26 protein-coding genes and 1 tRNA gene are annotated in these 19,717 nt (G+C 68.8%); 5 read left to right on the top strand and 22 right to left on the bottom strand.

What is annotated here, in order from left to right; translation table 11 throughout:
• Nucleotides 1–60: 60 nt before the first annotated feature.
• From BLR21_RS13895 to BLR21_RS13855, 9 genes are read right to left on the bottom strand one after another with little or no spacing between them, the layout of a single operon-like run.
• Nucleotides 61–600 carry a hypothetical protein gene (locus BLR21_RS13895; protein ID WP_090006256.1) on the bottom strand — a complete coding sequence of 180 codons (540 nt, stop codon included), beginning with the start codon at nucleotides 598–600 and terminating at the stop codon, nucleotides 61–63.
• A complete protein-coding gene (locus BLR21_RS13890; protein ID WP_090006255.1) occupies nucleotides 597–1,115 on the bottom strand; it encodes a DUF6286 domain-containing protein in 519 nt (172 codons plus the stop codon). The genes BLR21_RS13895 and BLR21_RS13890 overlap by 4 nt, the downstream gene beginning before the upstream one ends.
• The gene (locus BLR21_RS13885) at nucleotides 1,112–1,423 is read right to left on the bottom strand and encodes an Asp23/Gls24 family envelope stress response protein (protein ID WP_090006254.1); all 312 of its coding nucleotides are present in this window, start codon (nucleotides 1,421–1,423) and stop codon (nucleotides 1,112–1,114) included. The genes BLR21_RS13890 and BLR21_RS13885 overlap by 4 nt, the downstream gene beginning before the upstream one ends.
• 2 nt (nucleotides 1,424–1,425) lie before the next feature.
• Complete coding sequence (locus BLR21_RS42485) at nucleotides 1,426–1,602, bottom strand: hypothetical protein (protein WP_090006253.1); 177 nt, start codon at nucleotides 1,600–1,602, stop codon at nucleotides 1,426–1,428.
• A gap of 11 nt (nucleotides 1,603–1,613) precedes the next feature.
• On the bottom strand, nucleotides 1,614–2,054 hold the full coding sequence (locus BLR21_RS13875) for an Asp23/Gls24 family envelope stress response protein (protein ID WP_090006252.1): 441 nt from the start codon (nucleotides 2,052–2,054) through the stop codon (nucleotides 1,614–1,616).
• 57 nt (nucleotides 2,055–2,111) lie between these two features.
• The gene (locus BLR21_RS13870; protein WP_245816392.1) at nucleotides 2,112–2,396 is read right to left on the bottom strand and encodes a hypothetical protein; all 285 of its coding nucleotides are present in this window, start codon (nucleotides 2,394–2,396) and stop codon (nucleotides 2,112–2,114) included.
• Between the two features lie 2 nt (nucleotides 2,397–2,398).
• On the bottom strand, nucleotides 2,399–2,746 hold the full coding sequence (locus BLR21_RS13865; protein ID WP_030474530.1) for an Asp23/Gls24 family envelope stress response protein: 348 nt from the start codon (nucleotides 2,744–2,746) through the stop codon (nucleotides 2,399–2,401).
• 4 nt (nucleotides 2,747–2,750) lie between these two features.
• Nucleotides 2,751–3,293: an anti-sigma factor gene (locus tag BLR21_RS13860; RefSeq protein ID WP_090006251.1), complete on the bottom strand. Its 543-nt coding sequence runs from the start codon at nucleotides 3,291–3,293 to the stop codon at nucleotides 2,751–2,753.
• Nucleotides 3,284–3,841, bottom strand: coding sequence for an RNA polymerase sigma factor (locus BLR21_RS13855; protein WP_090006250.1), 558 nt, complete (start codon nucleotides 3,839–3,841; stop codon nucleotides 3,284–3,286). Before BLR21_RS13855 ends, BLR21_RS13860 begins: the two co-directional genes overlap by 10 nt.
• 188 nt (nucleotides 3,842–4,029) lie before the next feature.
• On the opposite strand from BLR21_RS13855, the gene BLR21_RS13850 reads away from it, so the two are divergent.
• The gene (locus BLR21_RS13850) at nucleotides 4,030–4,236 is read left to right on the top strand and encodes a CsbD family protein (protein WP_030474527.1); all 207 of its coding nucleotides are present in this window, start codon (nucleotides 4,030–4,032) and stop codon (nucleotides 4,234–4,236) included.
• On the opposite strand, the gene BLR21_RS13845 is transcribed toward BLR21_RS13850, so the two are convergent.
• The 8 genes from BLR21_RS13845 to BLR21_RS13810 form a co-directional block, all read right to left on the bottom strand.
• Nucleotides 4,226–5,254 carry a saccharopine dehydrogenase family protein gene (locus tag BLR21_RS13845; protein ID WP_090006249.1) on the bottom strand — a complete coding sequence of 343 codons (1,029 nt, stop codon included), beginning with the start codon at nucleotides 5,252–5,254 and terminating at the stop codon, nucleotides 4,226–4,228. The two genes, BLR21_RS13850 and BLR21_RS13845, sit on opposite strands and share 11 nt — an antisense overlap.
• 9 nt (nucleotides 5,255–5,263) lie before the next feature.
• Complete coding sequence (locus BLR21_RS13840) at nucleotides 5,264–5,557, bottom strand: hypothetical protein (RefSeq protein ID WP_143027715.1); 294 nt, start codon at nucleotides 5,555–5,557, stop codon at nucleotides 5,264–5,266.
• A gap of 86 nt (nucleotides 5,558–5,643) precedes the next feature.
• A complete protein-coding gene (locus BLR21_RS13835) occupies nucleotides 5,644–6,129 on the bottom strand; it encodes a GNAT family N-acetyltransferase (protein ID WP_090006247.1) in 486 nt (161 codons plus the stop codon).
• 13 nt (nucleotides 6,130–6,142) lie between these two features.
• On the bottom strand, nucleotides 6,143–7,345 hold the full coding sequence (locus tag BLR21_RS13830; protein ID WP_090006246.1) for a cytochrome P450: 1,203 nt from the start codon (nucleotides 7,343–7,345) through the stop codon (nucleotides 6,143–6,145).
• Nucleotides 7,346–7,393: 48 nt separating this feature from the next.
• The gene (locus tag BLR21_RS13825) at nucleotides 7,394–7,756 is read right to left on the bottom strand and encodes a hypothetical protein (RefSeq protein WP_090006245.1); all 363 of its coding nucleotides are present in this window, start codon (nucleotides 7,754–7,756) and stop codon (nucleotides 7,394–7,396) included.
• Between the two features lie 210 nt (nucleotides 7,757–7,966).
• Nucleotides 7,967–8,038: transfer RNA gene (locus BLR21_RS13820), tRNA-Val, on the bottom strand.
• A 37-nt stretch (nucleotides 8,039–8,075) separates the two neighbouring features.
• Nucleotides 8,076–8,540 carry a peroxiredoxin gene (locus BLR21_RS13815; RefSeq protein WP_090006244.1) on the bottom strand — a complete coding sequence of 155 codons (465 nt, stop codon included), beginning with the start codon at nucleotides 8,538–8,540 and terminating at the stop codon, nucleotides 8,076–8,078.
• A 76-nt stretch (nucleotides 8,541–8,616) separates the two neighbouring features.
• Complete coding sequence (locus BLR21_RS13810) at nucleotides 8,617–9,048, bottom strand: DUF3052 domain-containing protein (RefSeq protein ID WP_030474520.1); 432 nt, start codon at nucleotides 9,046–9,048, stop codon at nucleotides 8,617–8,619.
• Between the two features lie 319 nt (nucleotides 9,049–9,367).
• Here BLR21_RS13810 and aceE point away from each other — a divergent pair, with 319 nt between their 5' ends.
• Together aceE and BLR21_RS13800 are read left to right on the top strand one after the other, a co-directional pair.
• Entirely contained in the window at nucleotides 9,368–12,127 is a 2,760-nt protein-coding gene (gene aceE, locus BLR21_RS13805) for a pyruvate dehydrogenase (acetyl-transferring), homodimeric type (RefSeq protein WP_090006243.1), read from the top strand.
• 190 nt (nucleotides 12,128–12,317) lie between these two features.
• Nucleotides 12,318–12,776 (top strand): hypothetical protein, encoded by a 459-nt coding sequence (locus BLR21_RS13800; RefSeq protein WP_143027714.1) that lies wholly within the window; start codon nucleotides 12,318–12,320, stop codon nucleotides 12,774–12,776.
• 6 nt (nucleotides 12,777–12,782) lie between these two features.
• On the opposite strand, the gene BLR21_RS13795 is transcribed toward BLR21_RS13800, so the two are convergent.
• The 3 genes from BLR21_RS13795 to pnuC all read right to left on the bottom strand — a co-directional run bounded on the left by BLR21_RS13795 (nucleotide 12,783) and on the right by pnuC (nucleotide 15,510).
• On the bottom strand, nucleotides 12,783–13,553 hold the full coding sequence (locus BLR21_RS13795; RefSeq protein ID WP_218130868.1) for a GNAT family N-acetyltransferase: 771 nt from the start codon (nucleotides 13,551–13,553) through the stop codon (nucleotides 12,783–12,785).
• A gap of 164 nt (nucleotides 13,554–13,717) precedes the next feature.
• A complete protein-coding gene (locus BLR21_RS13790) occupies nucleotides 13,718–14,890 on the bottom strand; it encodes a M14 family zinc carboxypeptidase (protein ID WP_090006241.1) in 1,173 nt (390 codons plus the stop codon).
• Complete coding sequence (gene pnuC / locus BLR21_RS13785; RefSeq protein ID WP_090006240.1) at nucleotides 14,887–15,510, bottom strand: nicotinamide riboside transporter PnuC; 624 nt, start codon at nucleotides 15,508–15,510, stop codon at nucleotides 14,887–14,889. The genes BLR21_RS13790 and pnuC overlap by 4 nt, the downstream gene beginning before the upstream one ends.
• Before the next feature lie 55 nt (nucleotides 15,511–15,565).
• Between pnuC and BLR21_RS13780 the strand changes: the two genes are divergently transcribed.
• Both BLR21_RS13780 and BLR21_RS13775 read left to right on the top strand, forming a co-directional pair.
• On the top strand, nucleotides 15,566–16,654 hold the full coding sequence (locus BLR21_RS13780; protein WP_090006239.1) for a phytase: 1,089 nt from the start codon (nucleotides 15,566–15,568) through the stop codon (nucleotides 16,652–16,654).
• A 9-nt stretch (nucleotides 16,655–16,663) separates the two neighbouring features.
• Nucleotides 16,664–17,704 (top strand): winged helix DNA-binding domain-containing protein, encoded by a 1,041-nt coding sequence (locus BLR21_RS13775; RefSeq protein WP_090006238.1) that lies wholly within the window; start codon nucleotides 16,664–16,666, stop codon nucleotides 17,702–17,704.
• Here the strand turns inward: BLR21_RS13775 and BLR21_RS13770 are convergent.
• Nucleotides 17,701–18,744 carry a glucose-1-phosphate thymidylyltransferase gene (locus BLR21_RS13770; protein ID WP_090006237.1) on the bottom strand — a complete coding sequence of 348 codons (1,044 nt, stop codon included), beginning with the start codon at nucleotides 18,742–18,744 and terminating at the stop codon, nucleotides 17,701–17,703. The two genes, BLR21_RS13775 and BLR21_RS13770, sit on opposite strands and share 4 nt — an antisense overlap.
• 155 nt (nucleotides 18,745–18,899) lie before the next feature.
• Complete coding sequence (locus BLR21_RS13765; protein WP_090006236.1) at nucleotides 18,900–19,670, bottom strand: mechanosensitive ion channel family protein; 771 nt, start codon at nucleotides 19,668–19,670, stop codon at nucleotides 18,900–18,902.
• Nucleotides 19,671–19,717: the final 47 nt, after the last annotated feature.

The raw sequence follows: 19,717 nt of genomic DNA, 5'->3' as shown, positions 1-19,717 counted from the left end.
GCATCCGGATGCAAAAAACGTTTGCGGACGTCCGCAAACGTTTTTTGCATAACCGATATATCAGTGTGCTCGGGCGGCGGCCTTGGAGGCCGTCATCCGGAACTCCACGGTGGCTTGGAGATCGGGTGTGCCGAGCGCCTCGCGGAGCCTGGGCAGGCCCTCGTCGTCGATGCGGCGGCGGATCCCCCGCAGATCGGCGTCGCCGTGGGCGCGGACGACGAGGGCCAGGCGCGGGGCGGTGTGCGGGCCGGCCAGCACGGCCTCGACCTTGCGCACACCGGGGTAGGCGGTGATCTCTTCGGCGAACGGCGCGGCGGCCGTCGACGTGGTGATGCGGGTGGCGCCGGCCTCGTCGGCCCAGCGCCAGGTCGCGACCTTGCGGCGCGGGATCTGGGCGACGAGCCAGCGCAGGCACACGAGCGCGACGACGACCGCGGCGGCCGCGACCACCCACAGCACCCACGCCGGTGGCAACGCCGTGCCGGGTAGCAACGCGGCGTTCCAGTCCGCCTGGGGCACGCGACCCAGGTGAACGGCGATCGCGGAACCACCCGCGACCACCAGGACGAAGCCCAGCAGGCCCAGCAAGATCCGGTTCATGACGTACTCCTGGGGGCCTTGACCCGCACCACGACCTGCGGCGGCCGGGCGAGGGCCAACTCGCCGACACGGCTTTCCAGCGCGGTGCGGACGGTCTCGCCGAGGCCTTCGACCACGGCGCGCCGGGTGCGCACGACCGCGCGGACCCGGCGGCGGCGCACCTTCACCGCTGCGGACTCGACGCCGTCCACCTGGGCGGCGGACCGCAGAGCGTTGCGCAGGCCGCGCACCGACACGGCGGTGTGCTCGTCCAGTGCCGCGGTCCGTGCCTTTCCGGGCACCACCGCGACGAGGAGCAGCAGCAGTCCGATGGCCGCGACGACCCCACCTGCCACGGCCACCTCCCGCGCGGACCACGTCGTGTCGTGCAACGAGCCGACGAGGGAGTCGTAGGGCAGCAACGGTCGTTCGCCGAGCGCGAGCTGGATCGCGCACACCGCGACCAGCGCCGACGCGGCCAGCAGAACGAGCGCCGTGAGCGTGGCGGGCAGGGCCCGGCGGGAGCGGCGGGTCATCGGACCCTCCGCACCGCGACCGCGTCCGCGCGCAGCACGCCGACCGACACGTCCACCACGGAGACTTGCAGGCCGGTGAGCGCGGCCACCCGTGCGACGAGGTGTGCACGCACACGAGCGGCGGTCGACGCGACCGGCGCCGGGTAACGCAGGTCGAGGCGCGCGTCGAGCGTCACCACTCCCCCGGTCACCCTCGCGGTGACGGCGCAGTCGAGCACGTCCGGGACCTCCATGGCGGCACGCCCGGCGATGCGGCCCACCGCGCGGTCCGCGACGGTGGTCAACCCTGGCTGTGCGGTGAGCGTCATCGTCAGTCCCGATCCCTGCCCAGCAACTGCGCGAGGTCGAGCTTGCCCTCGGCGACCCGGCCCGCGATCAGGCCGAGCGCGCCGAAGACGAGCACGAGCAGGAACGCGCTGAAGCCCCCGAACGCGGCGGCCAGGCCGAGCGTGAGCCCGGTCAGCAGGCCCAGTGCGGTGGTGCTCATGGCGTTTCCTCTCACTGCACGCGAGCGGATTCGGGCTCTTCGCCCTCGGCGTCGCTCGGGATGTGCACGTCGTTGACGTTGATGTTGACCTCGACGACCTCAAGGCCGGTGATCTGCTCGATCGCGGTGATCACGTTGGTGCGCACGGACTTCGCGAGGTCCGCGATCGGCACGCCGTACTCGACCACGAGCTCCAGGTCGACGGCGGCCTGCTTCTCGCCGACCTCGACCGACACGCCCTGGCCCGCACTCGCGGTGGCACCGGGGATGCGGTCGCGCAACGCGCTCAGCGCACGGGTCGCGCCGCCGCCCAGCGCGTGCACGCCACGGATCTCCCGCGCCGCGAGGCCCGCGACCTTCTGCACCACGACGTCCGCGATGGTGGTGGATCCCTTGTCGGTCACCAGCTTCCCGCCTGCGACACCGATCTTCTCCACGGTCTGCGTGCTCATCGCAATTCCTTCCTTCGAAGCGTTCACACCAGATGGACAGCGGCCGCGGCCGAAACGTCACGACCCGATCAGGTGATCGAGGGCACGTTTGTCCACATCGGTCACGACGATGCGCACGACGGCGCTTTCCCATTGCGTGCCAAGGAGAACGGACCGCAGTGCCGCACCGGCCTCCGCGAGTGCCAGCGGAAGCCGGGTGGCGACGACCCGGACGCACACCAGGTCGTCCTCGACGTCGACGGCCAGGGTGTCGACGTCCCAGGAGATCCAGGAACGCGCGGGCTCCGGCACAGAGGGCCGCAGTCCGTCGACCTTCTCCAGTGCCTTCAACAACTCCGTCACGATCACCATGCGACGTCCACCACCGTGACCACCACGGACTCCACCGCGACACCGGTCAGTTCCGGCACGAGCGCGCGCACCGACCGTTGCACGGCGCGGGCCACGGCCGCGGCCTGGTCCTGGCCCGAGATCACCACGTCCACCTCCAGCAGCGCGACGGCACCGGACCACCGCACCCGCACGCCTTCCACCGGCGCCGGCTGCAATCCCTTGATCTGCTGCCGCGCCGAACGCACCACCGAACTGACCAGGCCCGCCACGCCGGGCTGCACCCGAACGCCCGCGACCCTCTCGGCCGCGTGCACCGCGACCGCCGCCACCGCCGGAGCGGACACGACTGTTTCGATCACTCGCTCATCCTTCGAGAACGTCGGCCACGACGAGGTCCAGGCGGGCGAGCCGCACACCGATCCGCGCGGAGGCCGCCGCCAGCACCCGGCGCCGCACCTCGTCGTACGCCTGGTGCGTGACGAGCCCCGCGGTGATCGCGATGCTCAGCTCGACCTCGATCACCGGGTCCGACACGGTCGACTCCGGCGCTTCCTCGACACGGCATGCGCGCGCTCGCACGCCGTCCACGCCGTCCGCCGCGTACCGCAGCACCGCCGCGACGGCGCGCGTGCTGATCCGGGCCAGGCCGTCACCGGGCAACGGCACGACATCGGACCGCCGCACATCGGCGCGAACAGCGGCCATCACACGGCTGACCAGGTCGAATGGTGGCTCGACCTCTTCGCGGACCAGTTCGTCCGTGGCCGCGCGCAACACCAGAAGACTCTCTCTCACGGCCGCGCAGTGCGGACACGAGCGCATGTGCTCGTCTGAGAGGTCGATCGCCTCCCAGACTTCTTCGACGTCCCGCCCGCATGGCAGGACGTAGTCGGACGTCACCGCCACGGCGCCATCACCTCCGCGAGTTGTGCCCGTGCCCGCGCAAGCCTGCCGCGCACCGACTGCTGGGTCGCGCCGATCGCCTCGGCGATCTCTTCGTAAGACCGGCCATGGACCTCGCGCAGCACCCAGCACGCCCGCTGTTCCGGTGTGAGACCGCGCAGTGCGGCTTGCAGCGCGTCGAGCTGCGCGTTCACCTCCACCGCACGTTCGGGCCGGGTGCGCGGTTCCGCCGACTCCTGCTCGTCGAGCTCGGTGTCGGCGTGCGGTTTGCGCTTGCGCAGCACGTTCAGGCACTGGTTGGTGGTCGTGCGGTAGAGCCAGCCGAGAAACGCCCCGTCGTCGTTGAGCTGCCCGAGCCGCCTCCACGCGGTCAGGAACACGTCCTGCACCGCGTCCTCGGCGTCGCCCCTGCTGCCCACGATGCGCAACGCCAGCCGGTACATCGGCCCCTGGTAACGACGGACAAGCTGCTCATAGGCACGCATGTCACCGTCACGAGACCTTGCCACCAGCGTGGCATCGTCGAGTGCGGCCGCCTCAGCCACGCCCATGCGCACACCCCCGCCCGAATCTGCTTCCGTCGCCTGATGGACACGTTCGATCGCGGAACGTCACGCGGTTCCCTGATTTCCCGCTCGTGATCACACTCACCCGGTTTTCACCCGACAGTGGGCGTGACGAAGGTGGGTCGGCGGGTATCGGACAGGCGTCAGGACGAACTCGAGCTCAGGAGGACGCGATGTCGCTGTCGGACAAGATCGGCAACAAGGCGGAGGACCTCGGCGGCAAGGCCAAGGAGACCGCGGGGGAGGTCACCGGCGACGAGCAGCTCGCCGGCGAGGGCCGCGCGGATCAGGCGAAGGCGGCCGTGAAGGACGGCGTGGAGAAGGTGAAGGACGCTGTCGGCGGAGTCGTCGACAGCGTCGCGAAGCACCTCAAGAAGTGAAGCGGACCTCACTCGCGACGACGCCGTCGAGCTCGCGCACGAAGTCGGCGCCGAACGCGCTGGACGGCGTGTGCGAGCCGGGCGCCACGCCGTCGATCTTCGCGATGGCGCGGAGCACGGAGTCCGCGGTGAGGCTGTAGGCGTTGGGGGTGGTGATCGCGCATTCGACCCTCGTCTGCGCGTCCCACGCCTCGCCGAACACCTCGGCCCTGGTGTTCGCGCGCTTGCGTTCGTCAGGGCCCTTGACCTTGCCGGCGACGGTCTTCGCGACGGTCTGCACGAGCGATGTCCGCAGCACGGGCGCGAACACCTGCTGCAACTGACCGAGCAGGCCCGGCACGGTGGTGAACGTGGTGATGTTCGGGATGCCGGTCGAGCGGTAGGCGGTGCTCACATCGCCCCATGGGATGCTGCCGACCTCGCGCGGCCCCGACCGGAAGGACGCGGTGCGCCTGCGGTGGCTGATGCGGACGCTCCTCAGTTCGCCGTTCACCCGGATCCGCCCGCCCACCGCGGCGCCCTCGACGGAGGTCTTGGTCGTGCCCGCGCTCGCCCCTCCCCCGACGACAAACGCGAGGTCGAGGTGCGTGGCGGACGGCAGGGCGTTCTTCAGGATCGCGGCGAGGCAGTCCGTCGGCACGACATCGAACCCCGCACCGGGCAACAGCACGATGCCCGCCTTGCGCGCGTCGTCGTCCCTCAGCCCGATTGACTCGAAGACGTCGATCTCACCGGTGATGTCGAGGTAGTGGGTGCGGGTCTTCAGGCAGGCGTCGACCATCGCGCCGGACGTGCGCGAGAACGGTCCCGCGCAGTGCACGACCGCGTCGACGTCCTCGAGGTTCGTCCGCGCCTGGTCCAGGCCGAACGCACGGTGCTCCAGCCCGAGCGCGGCGGCGATCGGCTCGACCTTCTCGAGCGAGCGGCCGGCGAGGATCGGCCGCTCCCCGCGCTGGACCGCGAGTTCGGCGATGAGACGTCCGGTGTAGCCGTTGGCGCCGTAGACCATCCACGTCATGCCGCGACCTTACCGGCGAGTAGCCCGCCGGGAACCGACCAAAGAGCCGATCAGCAGCAACGCGCCGAGCCCGATCACCGGCAACCCCCACAGCAGCCGGCGGTGCCGCAGGTCGGCGCAGATGTCCACATAGGCCGGACCGGCCGCGGACGCCGCGGGTTCCTCGAACCCGATGCCCAGGCTGTTGCCGCACGGGATCAGTGCCCCGCTCGGCGCCTCGACGGCCAGCATCACGAACAGAATCGCACCCCCACCGAGCAAGAACGCGAGACCGACCACCACGGCGAACGTGCGCACTGACATGAGCAAAAGTTACGTCTCAAATGGACTTGGGGATAGCCCTGGTCAGACGCATTGGGGTTGATCCCCTAATCCCCCGCTAAACGCCCTCACATCCCTGGTTCCCACGATGCGGGCGAGAACGCGTAACGCTGCTCCACCCGGCCGGAACGCGGATGCGGTACAGGGTCGCCGACCTTGATCCACCCGAGGCGTTCGTAGAGCCGTACGCCCCGGACGTTGTCGACGTAGACCATCAACTCCGCCTTCTCGTATCCATTCCTGATCAACACTTCGGGCAGCGCCCGCAGCAACGCCTCACCGACGCCCTTGCCCCACGCGTCCGGGTGCACGCCGACGTAGTTGACGAAGGCGGTGTTCGTCTCTTGTGGACCTCCGGCGAGGAAACCCACGGCCCGGCCACCTTCCTGGGCGAGCAGCAACAGCGAGGGCTCCTTCGCGAGAGCGCTCTCCACGCCCGGCCGCGCCAGTTCGAGCGACGGAACCTCGTCGTAGCCGTCCCTCTCGGCGACCGCATGGGCCCAGAGCAACGCGGCCGTATCGACGTGCTCGGGTCCCCCTTGAATGATCTCCATACCGGCCAGCCTGTCAGCGCCTGAGCACGACCGGTAGCGATTTGAGGCTGGCCATGATGTCGTTGTGCGTCACCTCGGGCCGCTCGCCGCCCGCGTAGGTGGTGCGCGGGAACCGGCTCGTCAGGTGCCGCAGCACGGTTTCGGTCTCCAGGCGGGCCAGCGCCGACCCGAGGCAGAAGTGCGGGCCGTGCCCGAACGTCGCGTGGCCGGTCGTCGCGCGGTCCAGCCGGTACTCGCCGGCCTTCTCGTGTGCCTGCGGGCAGCGTCCGGCGGCTCCGAGGTTGATCAGCAACAGCGTGTTCCCGGGGATGGTCGTGCCACCGATCTCGACCGGTTCGGTGGCGATGCGGTGCGTGGCGCTGCGGACAGGCGAGTTGTGCCGCAGTGTCTCTTCCACGAGCCGTGGCACCAGTTCGGGATCTTCAGCGACCTTGTGCCACAGCCCATTGTCCAACGCGTCGTGCACAACGTTCGCGATGAGGCCCGCCGACGTCTCATGACCGGCGACCACCAGCAAGAACGCCATCGCCATCAGTTCGTCGTGACTGAGGTGGTCACCATCGTCGTCGGCAGCCGTGGCCAGCACACCGAACAGCGACCGCGGATCCAGACCATTGCCGGTGAGCAGCGCGTGGAAGTAGCCACCCAGCTCATCGCTCGCCGGTTGCGACACCTCGGGTTCCATGCACATCATCGTCTCGATCAACGTGCGGACGTGCGCGCGATCTCCTGCCGGCAGCCCGAGGACCTCACCGATGATGTGCATGGGCATCGGCACGGCCAGCTGCGCGACGAGGTCGATCTCCTCGTTCTCGGGAAGCCCGGCGATCAGTTCCGCGCTGATCTCCTCGATACGAGGCGCGAGCTGCTGCACCGCCTTGCCGTTGAACGCCTTCACCGCGAGCGCCCTGAGCCGGGCGTGCTGCGGATTGTCGCTGTTGAGCATGCTCGGCCCGAACAACCCGGCAAGGTTCTCCTGCGTGCTCCCGCGTTCGGCGAGCTGCCGCTTGATCTCGCGTTGCAGCTTCGCGCTGTCCTTGGAGAGCCGCTGGTCAGCGAGCAGCTGGCGGGTCAGCTCCAGCCCAACCGTGACCACCTGCATCCTCACGCCGTTGGGCAACGTCACGGGATGCAGCGGACCCTCTTCGCGTGCGTCGTCCTCGATCCGGTGGTGGTCACGTGCGCGCAAGTCGCCGCCGGTCAACAGTTTCGACATGGCCGGTCTCCGCCTCCGTTTGGATTCGACTAAGACCGTTCTACCGGGCTACCGCAGCGCGTCCAACGCCCTGACCGTCTCGACGGAGGGCAACCGAGGCGGCTCCGCGGCGATGGCCTTCCGCCCGAGCACCCACTCGGGCAGGTGGTGCCGGAGCGCGGCCCGCCCCTGCGCGGTGATGTCGACGGGCGCGGCCATACCGTGGCCCACGCGCTGTTCCCAGGTGATCCAGTCCCGGAGCCGCATGATCTCCAGGTCGTCCGCGTCCCACTGCTTGGCGGGCCGGTGCTCCACGTACCAGCTGGTGGCGCCGCGGTGCACGCCTCCCTGTTCCACCAGGGCGAGCAGCTTGACCTGCTCCTGCGTGACGGTGGTGGTGTCGGGCTTCGCGGCGTTGGCCTTGCGTCTCACAGGTGGACGTCCTCCGGAGCTGGCGGGTCCAAACGTCCCCGACGAACTCGAACAAGGTACGGCAACCACCACTACGGGCGCATTTCACACCAGCCACGCTGGGTCGGGACCAGCCGCACCGTGGGGGTTTGGGGGGCTCGGCCCCCCAACATCACGACGGCCGACCCGGCGAAAGTGGCGCAGCCACTGAGCAGGGTCGGCCTGAGGCCGTGGGCGCGACAGGGTTCGAACCTGCGACCGCTCGGGTGTAAGCCGAGTGCTCTTCCGCTGAGCTACACGCCCCAACCCCGGCGCCGCGAAGCGCAGGGGTACAGCTACATCATGCCTTGAGAGAGGCTACGGCCTTCTTCCAGGCGTCCTGATCGCGGGCCTGACCGGGCGCGTTCACCTCGGCGAAGCGCACGACGCCGGAGACGTCGACCAGGAACGTGCCCCGCAGCGCCATGCCGACGGCCTCGTTGAACACGCCGTAGGACTGCGCGACGGCTCCGTGCGGCCAGAAGTCGGACAGCAGCGGGAACTGGTAGCCCTCCTGGTTCGCCCACGCCTTCAGCGCGAACGGCGAGTCCACGGAGACGCCCAGCACCTGGACGTTCTCGTCCTCGTAGGTCGCCAGTTCGTCACGCAGCTGGCAGAGCTCGCCCTGGCACGTGCCACTGAAGGCGAACGGGTAGAACACCAGCAACACGGCCTGAGAGCCGCGAAACGACGACAACGTCACGGGCTGCTTGTTGTAGTCGTTGAGCGTGAAGTCCGGGGCCTCCGAACCGACCTCGACCGCCATGAGACAAACCCCTCCGGTGCGACACAGGACCACGGGCGGGTGAGCGCCCGTGGTTCAACCCTATGTCAACGAGAGATCAGCGCTTGGCCTTGGCCGACTTCGGCCACACCAGGCGGATGCCCGCCCAGTCCTCGCCCACGCTGATGTTGGAGGTCTGCGACAGGCCGGCGGTCGGAACCGCTTCGGCGACGTCGCTCGGCTCCACATGGCCGGGGCGGCCGGTCTTCGGGGTGAGAACCCAGATCACGCCGTCCTCGGCGAGCACACCGGTGGCTTCGAGCAGGGCGTCGACCAGGTCGCCGTCGTCCTCCCGCCACCAGAGCAGCACGACGCTCACCGTCTCGTCGGCATCCTCGTCGAGGAGGTCGCCCCCGCTCTGTTCCTCGACAGCGGCACGCAAGGCGTCGTCAACGTCCTCGTCCCAGCCGAGTTCTTGGACGACCATGCCCGATTCGATCCCGAGCTTCTCGGCGACGCCGATCTTGCCGGCGTCTTCCGCGGCGACCACGGTTTTCACTCCTCCAACTACGCAAGAGCGACAGCCCTAAGACTGCCGCCAGAGTCCGTTACTCGGGCTAGCGAACACTGTCAGCTACCTCCGGCGCAACTGTTGACCACGTGACACGCCGTAACAGGCACCCCTGTGCAGATCTCCGCACTGGCATGAGGCACGCTCTACATACCTCTTATCGCGCGCGCGTGAGCGACACGATCCAGAACTACCGACCGGTAGCCATGACGAAGTCGTCGCGCAAGGACAACGATAGGGGTGCGTGGCACGGTTTCCGGGCCAGCGCGAGTACCGCCAACGAAGCCGAGGAGACACCTTGAGCCCGCAGAACACCGGCCCCGAGCGGGTGCGTGTCATTCGCGACGGTCTGGCAGCGCACCTGCCGGACATCGACCCCGAAGAGACCTCGGAATGGCTCGAGTCGTTCGACGAGGTGCTCAAGGGCGGCGGTCAGCAGCGGGCTCGTTATCTGATGCTGCGTCTGCTCGAACGCGCTGGTGAGAACCAGGTCGGCATGCCGTCGCTGATCAGCACCGACTACGTCAACACCATCCCCACCGAGCGGGAGCCGTGGTTCCCCGGTGACGAGGAGGTGGAGCGTCGTTACCGTGCGTGGATCCGCTGGAACGCCGCGATGACGGTGCACCGCGCGCAGCGGCCCGGCGTGGGTGTCGGTGGACACATTTCGACGTACGCGTCCAGCGCGTCGCTCTACGAGGTCGGCTTCAACCACTTCTTCCGCGGCAAGAACCACCCCGGTGGCGGCGACCAGATCTTCATCCAGGGGCACGCCTCGCCCGGTGTGTACGCCCGCGCGTTCCTCGAGGGCCGGCTGAGCGAGCACCAGCTCGACGGCTTCCGCCAGGAGTACTCGCACGCCGGTCCGGGTGGCGGCCTGCCGTCGTACCCGCACCCGCGCCTCATGCCGGACTTCTGGGAGTTCCCCACGGTCTCCATGGGCATCGGCCCGATGAACGCGATCTACCAGGCGCGGTTCAACCGCTACCTGCGTGACCGCGGCATCAAGGACACGTCCGACCAGCACGTGTGGGCGTTCCTCGGCGACGGCGAGATGGACGAGCCCGAGTCGCGCGGCCTGCTGCAGCTCGCGGCGAACGAGCAGCTCGACAACCTGACGTTCGTGGTCAACTGCAACCTGCAGCGCCTCGACGGCCCGGTCCGCGGCAACGGTAAGATCATCCAGGAGCTGGAGTCGTTCTTCCGGGGCGCCGGCTGGAACGTCATCAAGGTCGTCTGGGGCCGCGAGTGGGACGCGCTGCTGCACGCCGACCGTGACGGTGCTCTCGTCAACCTGATGAACAACACGCCCGACGGCGACTACCAGACGTACAAGGCGAACGACGGCGCGTACATCAAGGAGCACTTCTTCGGCCGCGACCCGCGGACGAAGGCGCTCGTCGACCCGATGACCGACGACGAGGTGTGGAACCTCAAGCGCGGTGGCCACGACTACCGCAAGGTCTACGCGGCCTACAAGGCGGCGACCGAGACCGTCGGCCAGCCGACCGTGATCCTCGCCAAGACGATCAAGGGCTACTCGCTCGGCAAGCACTTCGCGGCACGCAACGCGACGCACCAGATGAAGAAGATGACCCTGGACGACCTCAAGGGCTTCCGGGACAGCCTGCGCATCCCGATCTCCGACGAGGTGCTCGAGAAGGACCCGTACCTGCCGCCGTACTACCACCCCGGGCAGGACAACCAGGAGATCCAGTACATGCTGGAGCGCCGCCGTCAGCTGGGTGGTTTCCTGCCCGAGCGCCGCACGAAGTCCAAGGCGCTCGTGCTGCCGGGCGACAAGGTCTACGACGGCATCAAGCGCGGCTCCGGCAAGCAGGAGGTCGCCACGACGATGGCGTTCGTCCGGCTCGTCCGCGACCTCGCGAAGGACCCGGAGATCGGCCCGCGCATCGTGCCGATCATCCCGGACGAGGCACGGACGTTCGGCATGGACTCCATGTTCCCGACGCAGAAGATCTACAACCCGAACGGCCAGGCGTACACCTCGGTGGACGCCAACCTGATGCTCGCCTACAAGGAGTCCGAGCAGGGCCAGATCCTGCACGAGGGCATCAACGAGGCGGGTTCCACGGCGTCGTTCACGGCGGTCGGCACGTCCTACGCCACGCAGGGCGAGCCGATGATCCCGATCTACATCTTCTACTCGATGTTCGGCTTCCAGCGCACGGGCGACGGCCTGTGGGCGGCGGCGGACCAGATGGCGCGCGGCTTCGTGCTGGGTGCCACCGCGGGCCGCACCACGCTGACCGGTGAGGGTCTCCAGCACGCCGACGGCCACTCGCTGCTGCTCGCGCACACGAACCCCGCCGTGATCTCGTACGACCCGGCGTGGTCCTTCGAGGTGGCGCACATCGTCAAGGACGGTCTGCGCAGGATGTACGGCGAGAACGCCGAGAACATCTTCTACTACATGACGGTCTACAACGAGCCGTACGTGCAGCCGGCCGAGCCGGAGGGCCTGGACGTGGAAGGCCTCCTGCGGGGCCTCTACAAGTACCAGGACGGCCCGCAGACCGGTGGCCCCCGTGCCCAGATCTTCGGCTCCGGTGTGGGCCTTCCCTGGGCTCTCAAGGCGCAGCAGATGCTGGCCGAAGAGTGGGGCGTATCGGTGGACGTGTGGTCCGCGACGTCGTACTCGGAGCTGCGCCGCGACGCCGTCGACACCGACCGCCACAACCTGCTGCACCCGGACGCCGAGCCGCGCGTGCCGTACGTGACGCAGGTGCTCAAGGACGTGCAGGGCCCGGTCGTCGCCGTGTCCGACTGGGCGTCGGCGATCCCGGACCTGATCCGCCCGTACGTCCCGACCGACATGACGACCCTGGGCACGGACGGCTTCGGCTTCTCCGACACCCGCCAGGCCGCCCGCCGCCACTTCCTGGTGGACGCGGAGTCCGTCGTCGTCGCCACGCTGGCCGCCCTGGCCCGGCGCGGCGAGGTCGAGCAGTCCAAGGTCGTCGAGGCGGCTCGCAAGTACCGCATCGACGACGTGCAGGCCGCTGGGCCGTCGACGTCGGACGCTGGTCTGGCGTAGTCACCGCAGCCGGTCGAGACGCCGTGAGGCGATCTGAGGGGCCGTTCCGCCACCGCGCGGGACGGCCCCTCAGTCCGTTCGTTGCTGCATCCGAGTGATCCCGGATGCCCGCGGGCATCCGACGCCACTGCCGGAGCGTGCTTTCCCTGTCACTCCACGCATCGGAGTGTTGATCGAAGGGGAGCAGATCATGAACGCATCACTGACCAGGCGGGTCGCGGGGGCGGCCGTCGCGGTCGCGCTGGCGCTGCCGTTCGTCGTGACGGGCCAGGCCCAGGCGAGCGCGTGGCCCAACGACACCTGGGACGTGTCCGACAAGTTCGAGGCCGGGGTGAGCGTCGGCGCGATCACCTGGGGCAACCGCACCAGCACCCTCAGGGGCTACGTCGAGGACTTCGGCGGCGTCAACTCCACGACGGTGGTCTTCACCGCCTACGCCGGCGCCACGAAGATCGACAGCGACACCCGGACCGCGTCGCCGGGGGAGAACGTGCCCTTCAACTTCCCCATCGGGGATCCCGACAAGGTCGGGGGCTTCGACCGTCTCAAGATCCAGGTCTGCCAGTCGCAGGCCCCGGAGGCGACGTGCAGCCCCGGTGTGAACGTCACCAGGGACGCCATCCCGGAGCGCGAGTTCTGGCGCCCGTAGCACCTCTCAGCCCAGGGCGTACTCCGTGAACTGACCGCAGGCGGCGAACCCGAGGCGCCGATAGACGGGTTCGCCGTCCGCGGACGCCTGCAGGACAGCGGTCCGGAAGCCATCCGCACGCGCGACGTGCAGCGCGGCGACCGTGACAGCGCTGCCGTAGCCGCGCCGACGGTCGGTGGCGAGCGTCGTGATGTTGTAGATGCCCGCGACTCCGGCGTGCATGAACACCTCGGCCGTGCAGACCGGCCGGCCCGCCACGTACCCGACGAGGTAGCGGGCTCGGCTGGTCAGCGCAGGGACCGCCGCGGCGGCGTAGAACTCGCGGACCGTGGCGGCGGGCGGGTCCCAGTTCGCGGACAGCACCGCGGCGTAGTCAGCCAACTGGTCCGGCGTGCGGACGGGCTGGATGTCGAGACCTTCGGCGGACGCCCCGGGCACCTTGCCGCCCAGGTCGAGCCACATGCCCGTCTCGGTCTCGGACGGGGTCAGGCCGGCGGCGGTCAGCACCTCGCCCAGGCCCGTCGAGCCGGGGCCGGCCCACCACGAGAACGGCCGTCCGATCGCCGCGATCTCGCTCACGGTCCGCGCGACGCGTTCGGCGGCGTCGGCGCCGAAGCGGGCCCTGGCGACGATGTTGAACGTGTCGTCCGGCAGGCCACTGTCCGCGATCAGCAGATCACTCGTCTCGGTGACGGTCGCGCCCGGCAAGTGACGGTGGAGGTGGCAGGCGTGCTCGGCGAGGTTGATCTCCATCCGGGCCGGCAGGTCGTCGTTCATGCCGCCATCGGATCAGGTGCGGAAGGGGGCCGCGACCGATATATCAGTCCGCCGATATATCAGTTGCCGACGCCCCGACGGGCCTTAGCAATGAGTCTTTTGCGGACGAAGTCCAAAGTGTCATTGCTAAGGCGCTGGTCAAAGCGACCGATATATCAGTTGGGTCAGCACTGGGCGACTGGTCGGGCGTGCAGGAGGGGGCCGTCGGCTCGGGCGTCCAGCAGCAGCGGGACCAGGGCGCGGGCCTCCTGCTTCAGCGGCACGATGCGGTCGCCGCCCCGGAGGTACTGGGACCTGACGCCGTGCAGGGCCAGTTCGTCCTGCACCTCGCGGTACTGGGCCCCGGTCAGCACGTAACCGCACGGCGGGGTGGTCACCACGTCCGAGGGATCCGGGGCCTGGTTGTCGGCGCCACCGAAGTACACCGGGCCGGACCGGACCGCGCGGGAGGCAGCGGTGGCGGCTTCGATCGCCGAGCGGTTCGAGCCGACGAACGACTGCGTGCCGTCCAGCGCCTTCAGGTGCGAGTCGACGCGGAAGAGCGGTGTGTTGTCGACGTTGGTCTCGAGCAACAGGCCCATACCGTGCTTCAACCCGCCCGTGTTGCGCAGGATGCGTTCCTGACCGTCGCCCGCGACCTGGCGGATGGGCTCGCCGGTCACCGGGTCGACGTAGATGCCGTACACGCCGGAGGTGCGCCCAGCGGCCTCGACGGACGGCCGCACGTAGGAGCGGGACAGGGTCTCCGAGAGCGAATGCACGCCGTCAGCGACGTTGAGGTTGCGCGGCCACAGCCAGAGGACGTCCTTCACGTAGTAGGGCTCGGAAGGACCGAACTCGTGCAGGTCGTGGATGACGTCGGGCTGCCAGTCGCGGATCACGGAGGCCATCGCGCGTGCCTCGGCGGTGCGGAGTAGCAGGTGGTCTCGGTTGATGTCGAGGCCGGCGGAGTTGCCGCGGGTGTTCGCGACGCGGCCGTCCGGATTGGCGTTCGGCACGAAGAGGTAGGTCACGCCGGACGAACGCGGCAGGGAGCGCATGCGGATCAGGCACGCCTCGCGGCCGGCGGGTTCGTCGCCGTGCTGGGAGCAGATGTAGAGAACCACCGTGCGCGCGGAGCGGGAGCCCACGCGCACGAGCTGGATGGGACGGCCTTGGGCGGTCGTCCCGATCTGGGAAACAGGCAGGCCCGTGGCGCGCAGGTAGGCCTGTTCCTCGGACTCGGTGGTCCACTTGCCGGTGAGCTCGAATCCGGTTCGCGGCGCGGGCGCGGCGACGGCCGGAACGGCTGCCAGCGACGAGACAGCGGTCAGCAGAGCGATCAACAGTCCCCTCATAGGGGAGACTTTGCCGCCTGTGTCAACCGGCGGGCGGTGCGGTTCCAGTCGACGAAACCGTGGATGACCAGGCCCGCGAAGATCACGTAGACGAACGCGCTGAAGTACAGGCCCGACTGGATCTGCAGCGGCACGCCGACGGCGTCGACCACCAGCCACACCAGCCAGAACTCCACCAGCCCGAGGCCTTGCAACGCGAAGGCCAGGATCGTGCCGATGAAGATCGCGGCGTCCGGCCACGGCGCCCACGAGGCGTCCAGCGCGTCCAGCACCAGCGCGAACGCGACGGTGCCGACGACGAAGGCACCGGCGATCGCGAGCCGTTCGCGCCGGGAACCCTTGCGCACCACCACGCCGAAGACCGGGTCACGGCGGCGCACCCACGCGTACCAGCCGTAGACGGCGATCGCACCGACGGCGACCTGCCTGGTGGCCAGGCCGCCCAGGTGTGCCGACAGGTAGACGGTGAAGAGCAGTGCGACCGAGACCAGCTGGACGGGCCAGGTCAGGAGTGAACGGCGCTGCGCCAGGAACACGACCGCGAGCGCCAGCACCTGCCCGGCCAGCTCCGTGTACGCGATCTTCTGGCCGAAGATCGTCAGTCCCCACTCGTACCACACGGTTTGTTCCCCCGCGGTTCAGTCGCAGTACACCGGTGTTTCCTACGGTCCCACCATGTCATCTTCCTTAGCACTGGCGCTCGTGCCTTTGTTCCTCACCGCTCCCGCGACGCCCGTCATCACACCGACGGTCATCACGCAGACGTTCGAGGAGCCCGCCGACGCGGACGACCCTGCCATCTGGGTGAACCCGCGCAACACCGAACGCAGTGTGGTCCTGGGCACGCTGAAGGAAGGCGGCCTGGCGGCGTTCGACCTGAACGGCCGCACGATCGGCGTTTACCCGGCACCGCTGCCGCCGACGCCCGACGCGAAGCCCGGCCGCTTCAACAACGTCGACGTGCACGGCGACCTGGCGTTCGTCAGCGACCGCGGCCGTGACCGCATCCGGGTGTTCCAAGTGGACGAACGCGGCGCGCGGGACGTCACGAACCCCGCCACCAAGCCGGTGTTCTCCAAATCCGAGGCCGAGGTCGACGACCAGCACACCGTCTACGGCCTGGCAGCCGGGCACGTCGGCGGCAAGGACGTCGTCGTCACCAGTCGCCGCAACGAGACCAGCATCGCGCTCCTCCAGGTCGTGAAGGGTGCCCGGTACGACACCAGGAAGGTGTCCACTCTGGACCTTCCGAGCACCTTCACCCTGCCGGACGGCAAGAGCTGGACCGTGTGCGGCGAGCCCGGCGAGGGCCCGCAGGTCGAGGGCATGGTGATCGACGAACGCACGAACACCCTCTACGCCGCCCAGGAGGAGGTCGGCATCTGGCGGATCCCGTTGCGCTCCAACGGCTTCGGTAAGCCGCAGCTCGTCGACAAGGTCCGCACGTGGGGCGCGCCGCAGAAGTACAACCCCGAGACCGAGGAGTGCGAACCGGACGGCCCGAACCCCGGCTTCGGCGGCAGGTGGCTCGAAGCGGACGCCGAGGGCCTCACGATCGCGGACGGCGTGTTGCTCGCGTCCAGCCAGGGTGACTCGCGGTTCGTCGCGTACCGCACGGCGGACATGAAGCCGCTGCAGGACTTCAAGGTCGCTGACGTCGAGCACTCCGACGGCGCCGACATCGTGCTGGGCAAGCTCAATCTCCTGGTCGTCCACGACGGAGAACGCCCGAACGGCACCGGATTCGCGTTCTTCAGGTTCTAGTCTGTCCCGATGGGGACGCTCAGCCAGGACCAGCTCAACAGAGCACTGATCGAACGCCAGCTGCTGCGCGAGCGCGCCGACATGAGCGCGCTCGCCACCATCGAGCACCTCTTCGGCATCCAGGCGCAGGAACCGAAGTCGCCCTACGTCGGCCTCTGGACTCGCCTCCGGAACTTCCAGCCGAAGGAGCTCGAAGACCTCCTGACCAACCGCGAAGCCGTCCGCATGCTCCTGATGCGCGGCACGATCCACCTGGTCAGCGCACGGGACGCGCTCGGCCTGCGGCCCCACACCCAGCTCAAGCTCGACCGCGAACTGCAGAGCGGGCCGTTCGCCGCCCGCCTGAAGGGCCTCGACTTCGACGAGATCGCCGAGGCGGGCCGCAAGATCCTCGACGAGACCCCGCAGGGCACCGCGGACGCGGGCAGGCAGCTCAAGGAACGCTGGCCAGACCGCGAGCACACCGTCCTCGGCAACGCCCTGCGCAACAAGCTCGCCCTCGTCCAGCTTCCGCCGCGCGGCCTGTGGCACAGCAGCGGCAGGGCCGTCTGCACGACCGTCGAGAACTGGCTGGGCCAACCCCAGAACGCCATGGACAAGGAAGAGCTCGTCCTGCGCTACCTCGGGGCCTTCGGCCCGGCCACCGTGATGGACGCCCAGCAGTGGTCCGGCCTCACCAGGCTCGCCGAGACGTTCGCGGCACTGCGGCCGCGGCTCGTGACGTTCCGCAACGAGGCGGGCAAGGAGCTCTTCGACCTCCCCGACGCCCCGCGCCCCGGCCCGGAAACCCCTGTCCCGGTGCGGCTTCTGCCCGAGTTCGACAACATCCTGCTCGCCCACGCCGACCGCAGGAGGGTCATCGCGGACGACCGGCTCGGCGTCGTCATCGGCGGCAAGCCCACGGTCCTCGTCGACGGCTACGTGGTCGCCACTTGGTCCATCTCCAAGGAGCGCACCATCTCCGTCGAGTACATCGACGCGCAACCGAGGAGCAGGCAGAAGGCGGTCGCCGAGGAGTGCGACCGCCTTCAGGACTGGGTTCGAGGTTAGGCGGCGACCTCGACGTGCGCGCCGTCGCCGACGACCAGCCGGAGCTGGCGCGCGGAGCCGACGCGGGCCCGGCGCCCGATCAGCGACGTCTCGATCCCGGACACGTTGTGCACGGTGGCCTCGTTCAGCACGATCGAGTCGGCCAGCCCGGAATCGACGATCCGGCAGTCCGCGCCGATCGACGTGTACGGCCCGATGATCGACTCCTGGACCAGCGTCCCAGCGCCGATGATCGCGGGCCCGACGATGCACGACCGCACCACGCGCGCACCCTCCTCGACCACGACGTCACCGATCAGCCGCGACTCGTCGTCGACGATGCCCTGGATGTCCGTCCGCAGCCCCATCAGCAGCTCGCGGTTGCACTCCAGCACGTCCTCGACCTTCCCGGTGTCCTTCCAGAACCCCGAGTACATCCGCGCCCGCACGTCACGTTCGTGCGTCACCAGCCACTGCAGCGCGTCGGTGATCTCGAACTCGCCGCGCCACGACGGTTCGATCGCGTCGACGGCGGCGTGGATCGCGGACGTGAAGAAGTAGACGCCGATCATCGCGAGATCGCTGCGCGGCTCCTGCGGGTGCTCGACCAACCGCGTCACGCGCGAGTTCTCGTCCACCTCCGCGACGCCGTACAGCCGCGGGTTCTCCACCTTGTCCACGAGCACCTGGGCGGACGGCCGCAGCCGCGCGAACTCGTCGGCGATCTGGCCGATGCCCTCGACCAGCACGTTGTCGCCCATGTACATCACGAAGTCGTCGTCACCCAGGAACGGCCGGGCGATCCGCACGCAGTGCGCCAGGCCCAGAGCCGTGTCCTGCTGGATGTAGGTGAGGGAAACCCCGAGGTACGAGCCGTCGCCGAACAGCTCGGAGATCTCCTGCGCACCATCGCCGACGACGATGCCGATGTCGGTGATGCCGACGTCCCGCAGGTTCTCCACGACGTACTCGAGCACCGGCTTGTTCGCGATGGGGACGATCTGCCGAGGCAGCGAGTATCCGGCCGGGCGTACGCCCGCGGACAGCACAAGGGCTTTCATAGGTCCTCCACCGCGACGGAACAGTTCGGGTGGACACGAGGCTGCGTGCGGGCACTGGACCGGAACTGGAGAACTGTCAGAACACGAAGAAGGGGCGCTGCGCGAGATGTTCGCGCAGCGCCCCTTCCTACGAGGTAGGACTACTTTCCCAAAATCTACTTGTCAGACATCGGGGTGCCCGACGGAGGGGTCGTCATGTCACCCATCCGGCCGCCCACGGTCTGCGGCATCTCCTGCGACGCACGAGGCATCGGCGACTGGGTCTGCGCCTCCTCCTGTGCGCGGGCCAGCCAGCCCTCCCAGCGCGCCTGCATCGGGCGGATCAGGCCGCCACCCACACCGATGACGATCACGCCGGCGATGGTGGCGAGCACGGCGATCAGGACCGGCATGGTCACCGAGATCGCGATGCCCAGCTGGTTGAGCGCCGCGATGATGCCGAGCGCCATCACGAAGCCGTAGGTGATGTTGCCCATGAGCTTCGTGTACGAGCGCTGGCCCAGCGCACCGGTGACGAGACCCTTGAGCGCGGTGCCGATGGCCGACGCGACGATCACGAGAATGATCGCCACGACGATGCGCGGCAGGTACGCGATGACCTCGTTGAGCAACGTGCTGACCGGGTTCGAGGCGCCGAAGACGCCGAACGCCAGCTGCAGCGCGATGAGCAGCACGAAGTAGTACACGATCTTGGAGATCAGACCGGACGCGTCCATCGACGACTGCCGCATCGCGCCGTTGAGGCCCGACTTGTCGACGAGCTTCTCGAAGCCGACGCGCTTGAGGAGGAACTGAACACCCTTGGCGAGTGCCTTGGCGATGAACCAGCCAATGACCAGAACGACCAGGAAGCCGAGCAGCTTCGGCACGAACGTGGCGACCATCGCCCACGCCTGGCCCAGGCCCTCGGTGATTTGCGAGCCCACGGGCCCTCCTTGAACAAGTTGCGGTGAGTGAAGATCAGACGCGCTGA

It is taken from the genome of Lentzea albidocapillata subsp. violacea, assembly GCF_900100275.1.
GTDB classification, from domain to species: Bacteria; Actinomycetota; Actinomycetes; order Mycobacteriales; family Pseudonocardiaceae; genus Lentzea; species Lentzea violacea.
The sequence above is the reverse complement of the archived record's forward strand: the minus strand, read 5'-3'. Positions and strand labels throughout refer to the sequence as shown.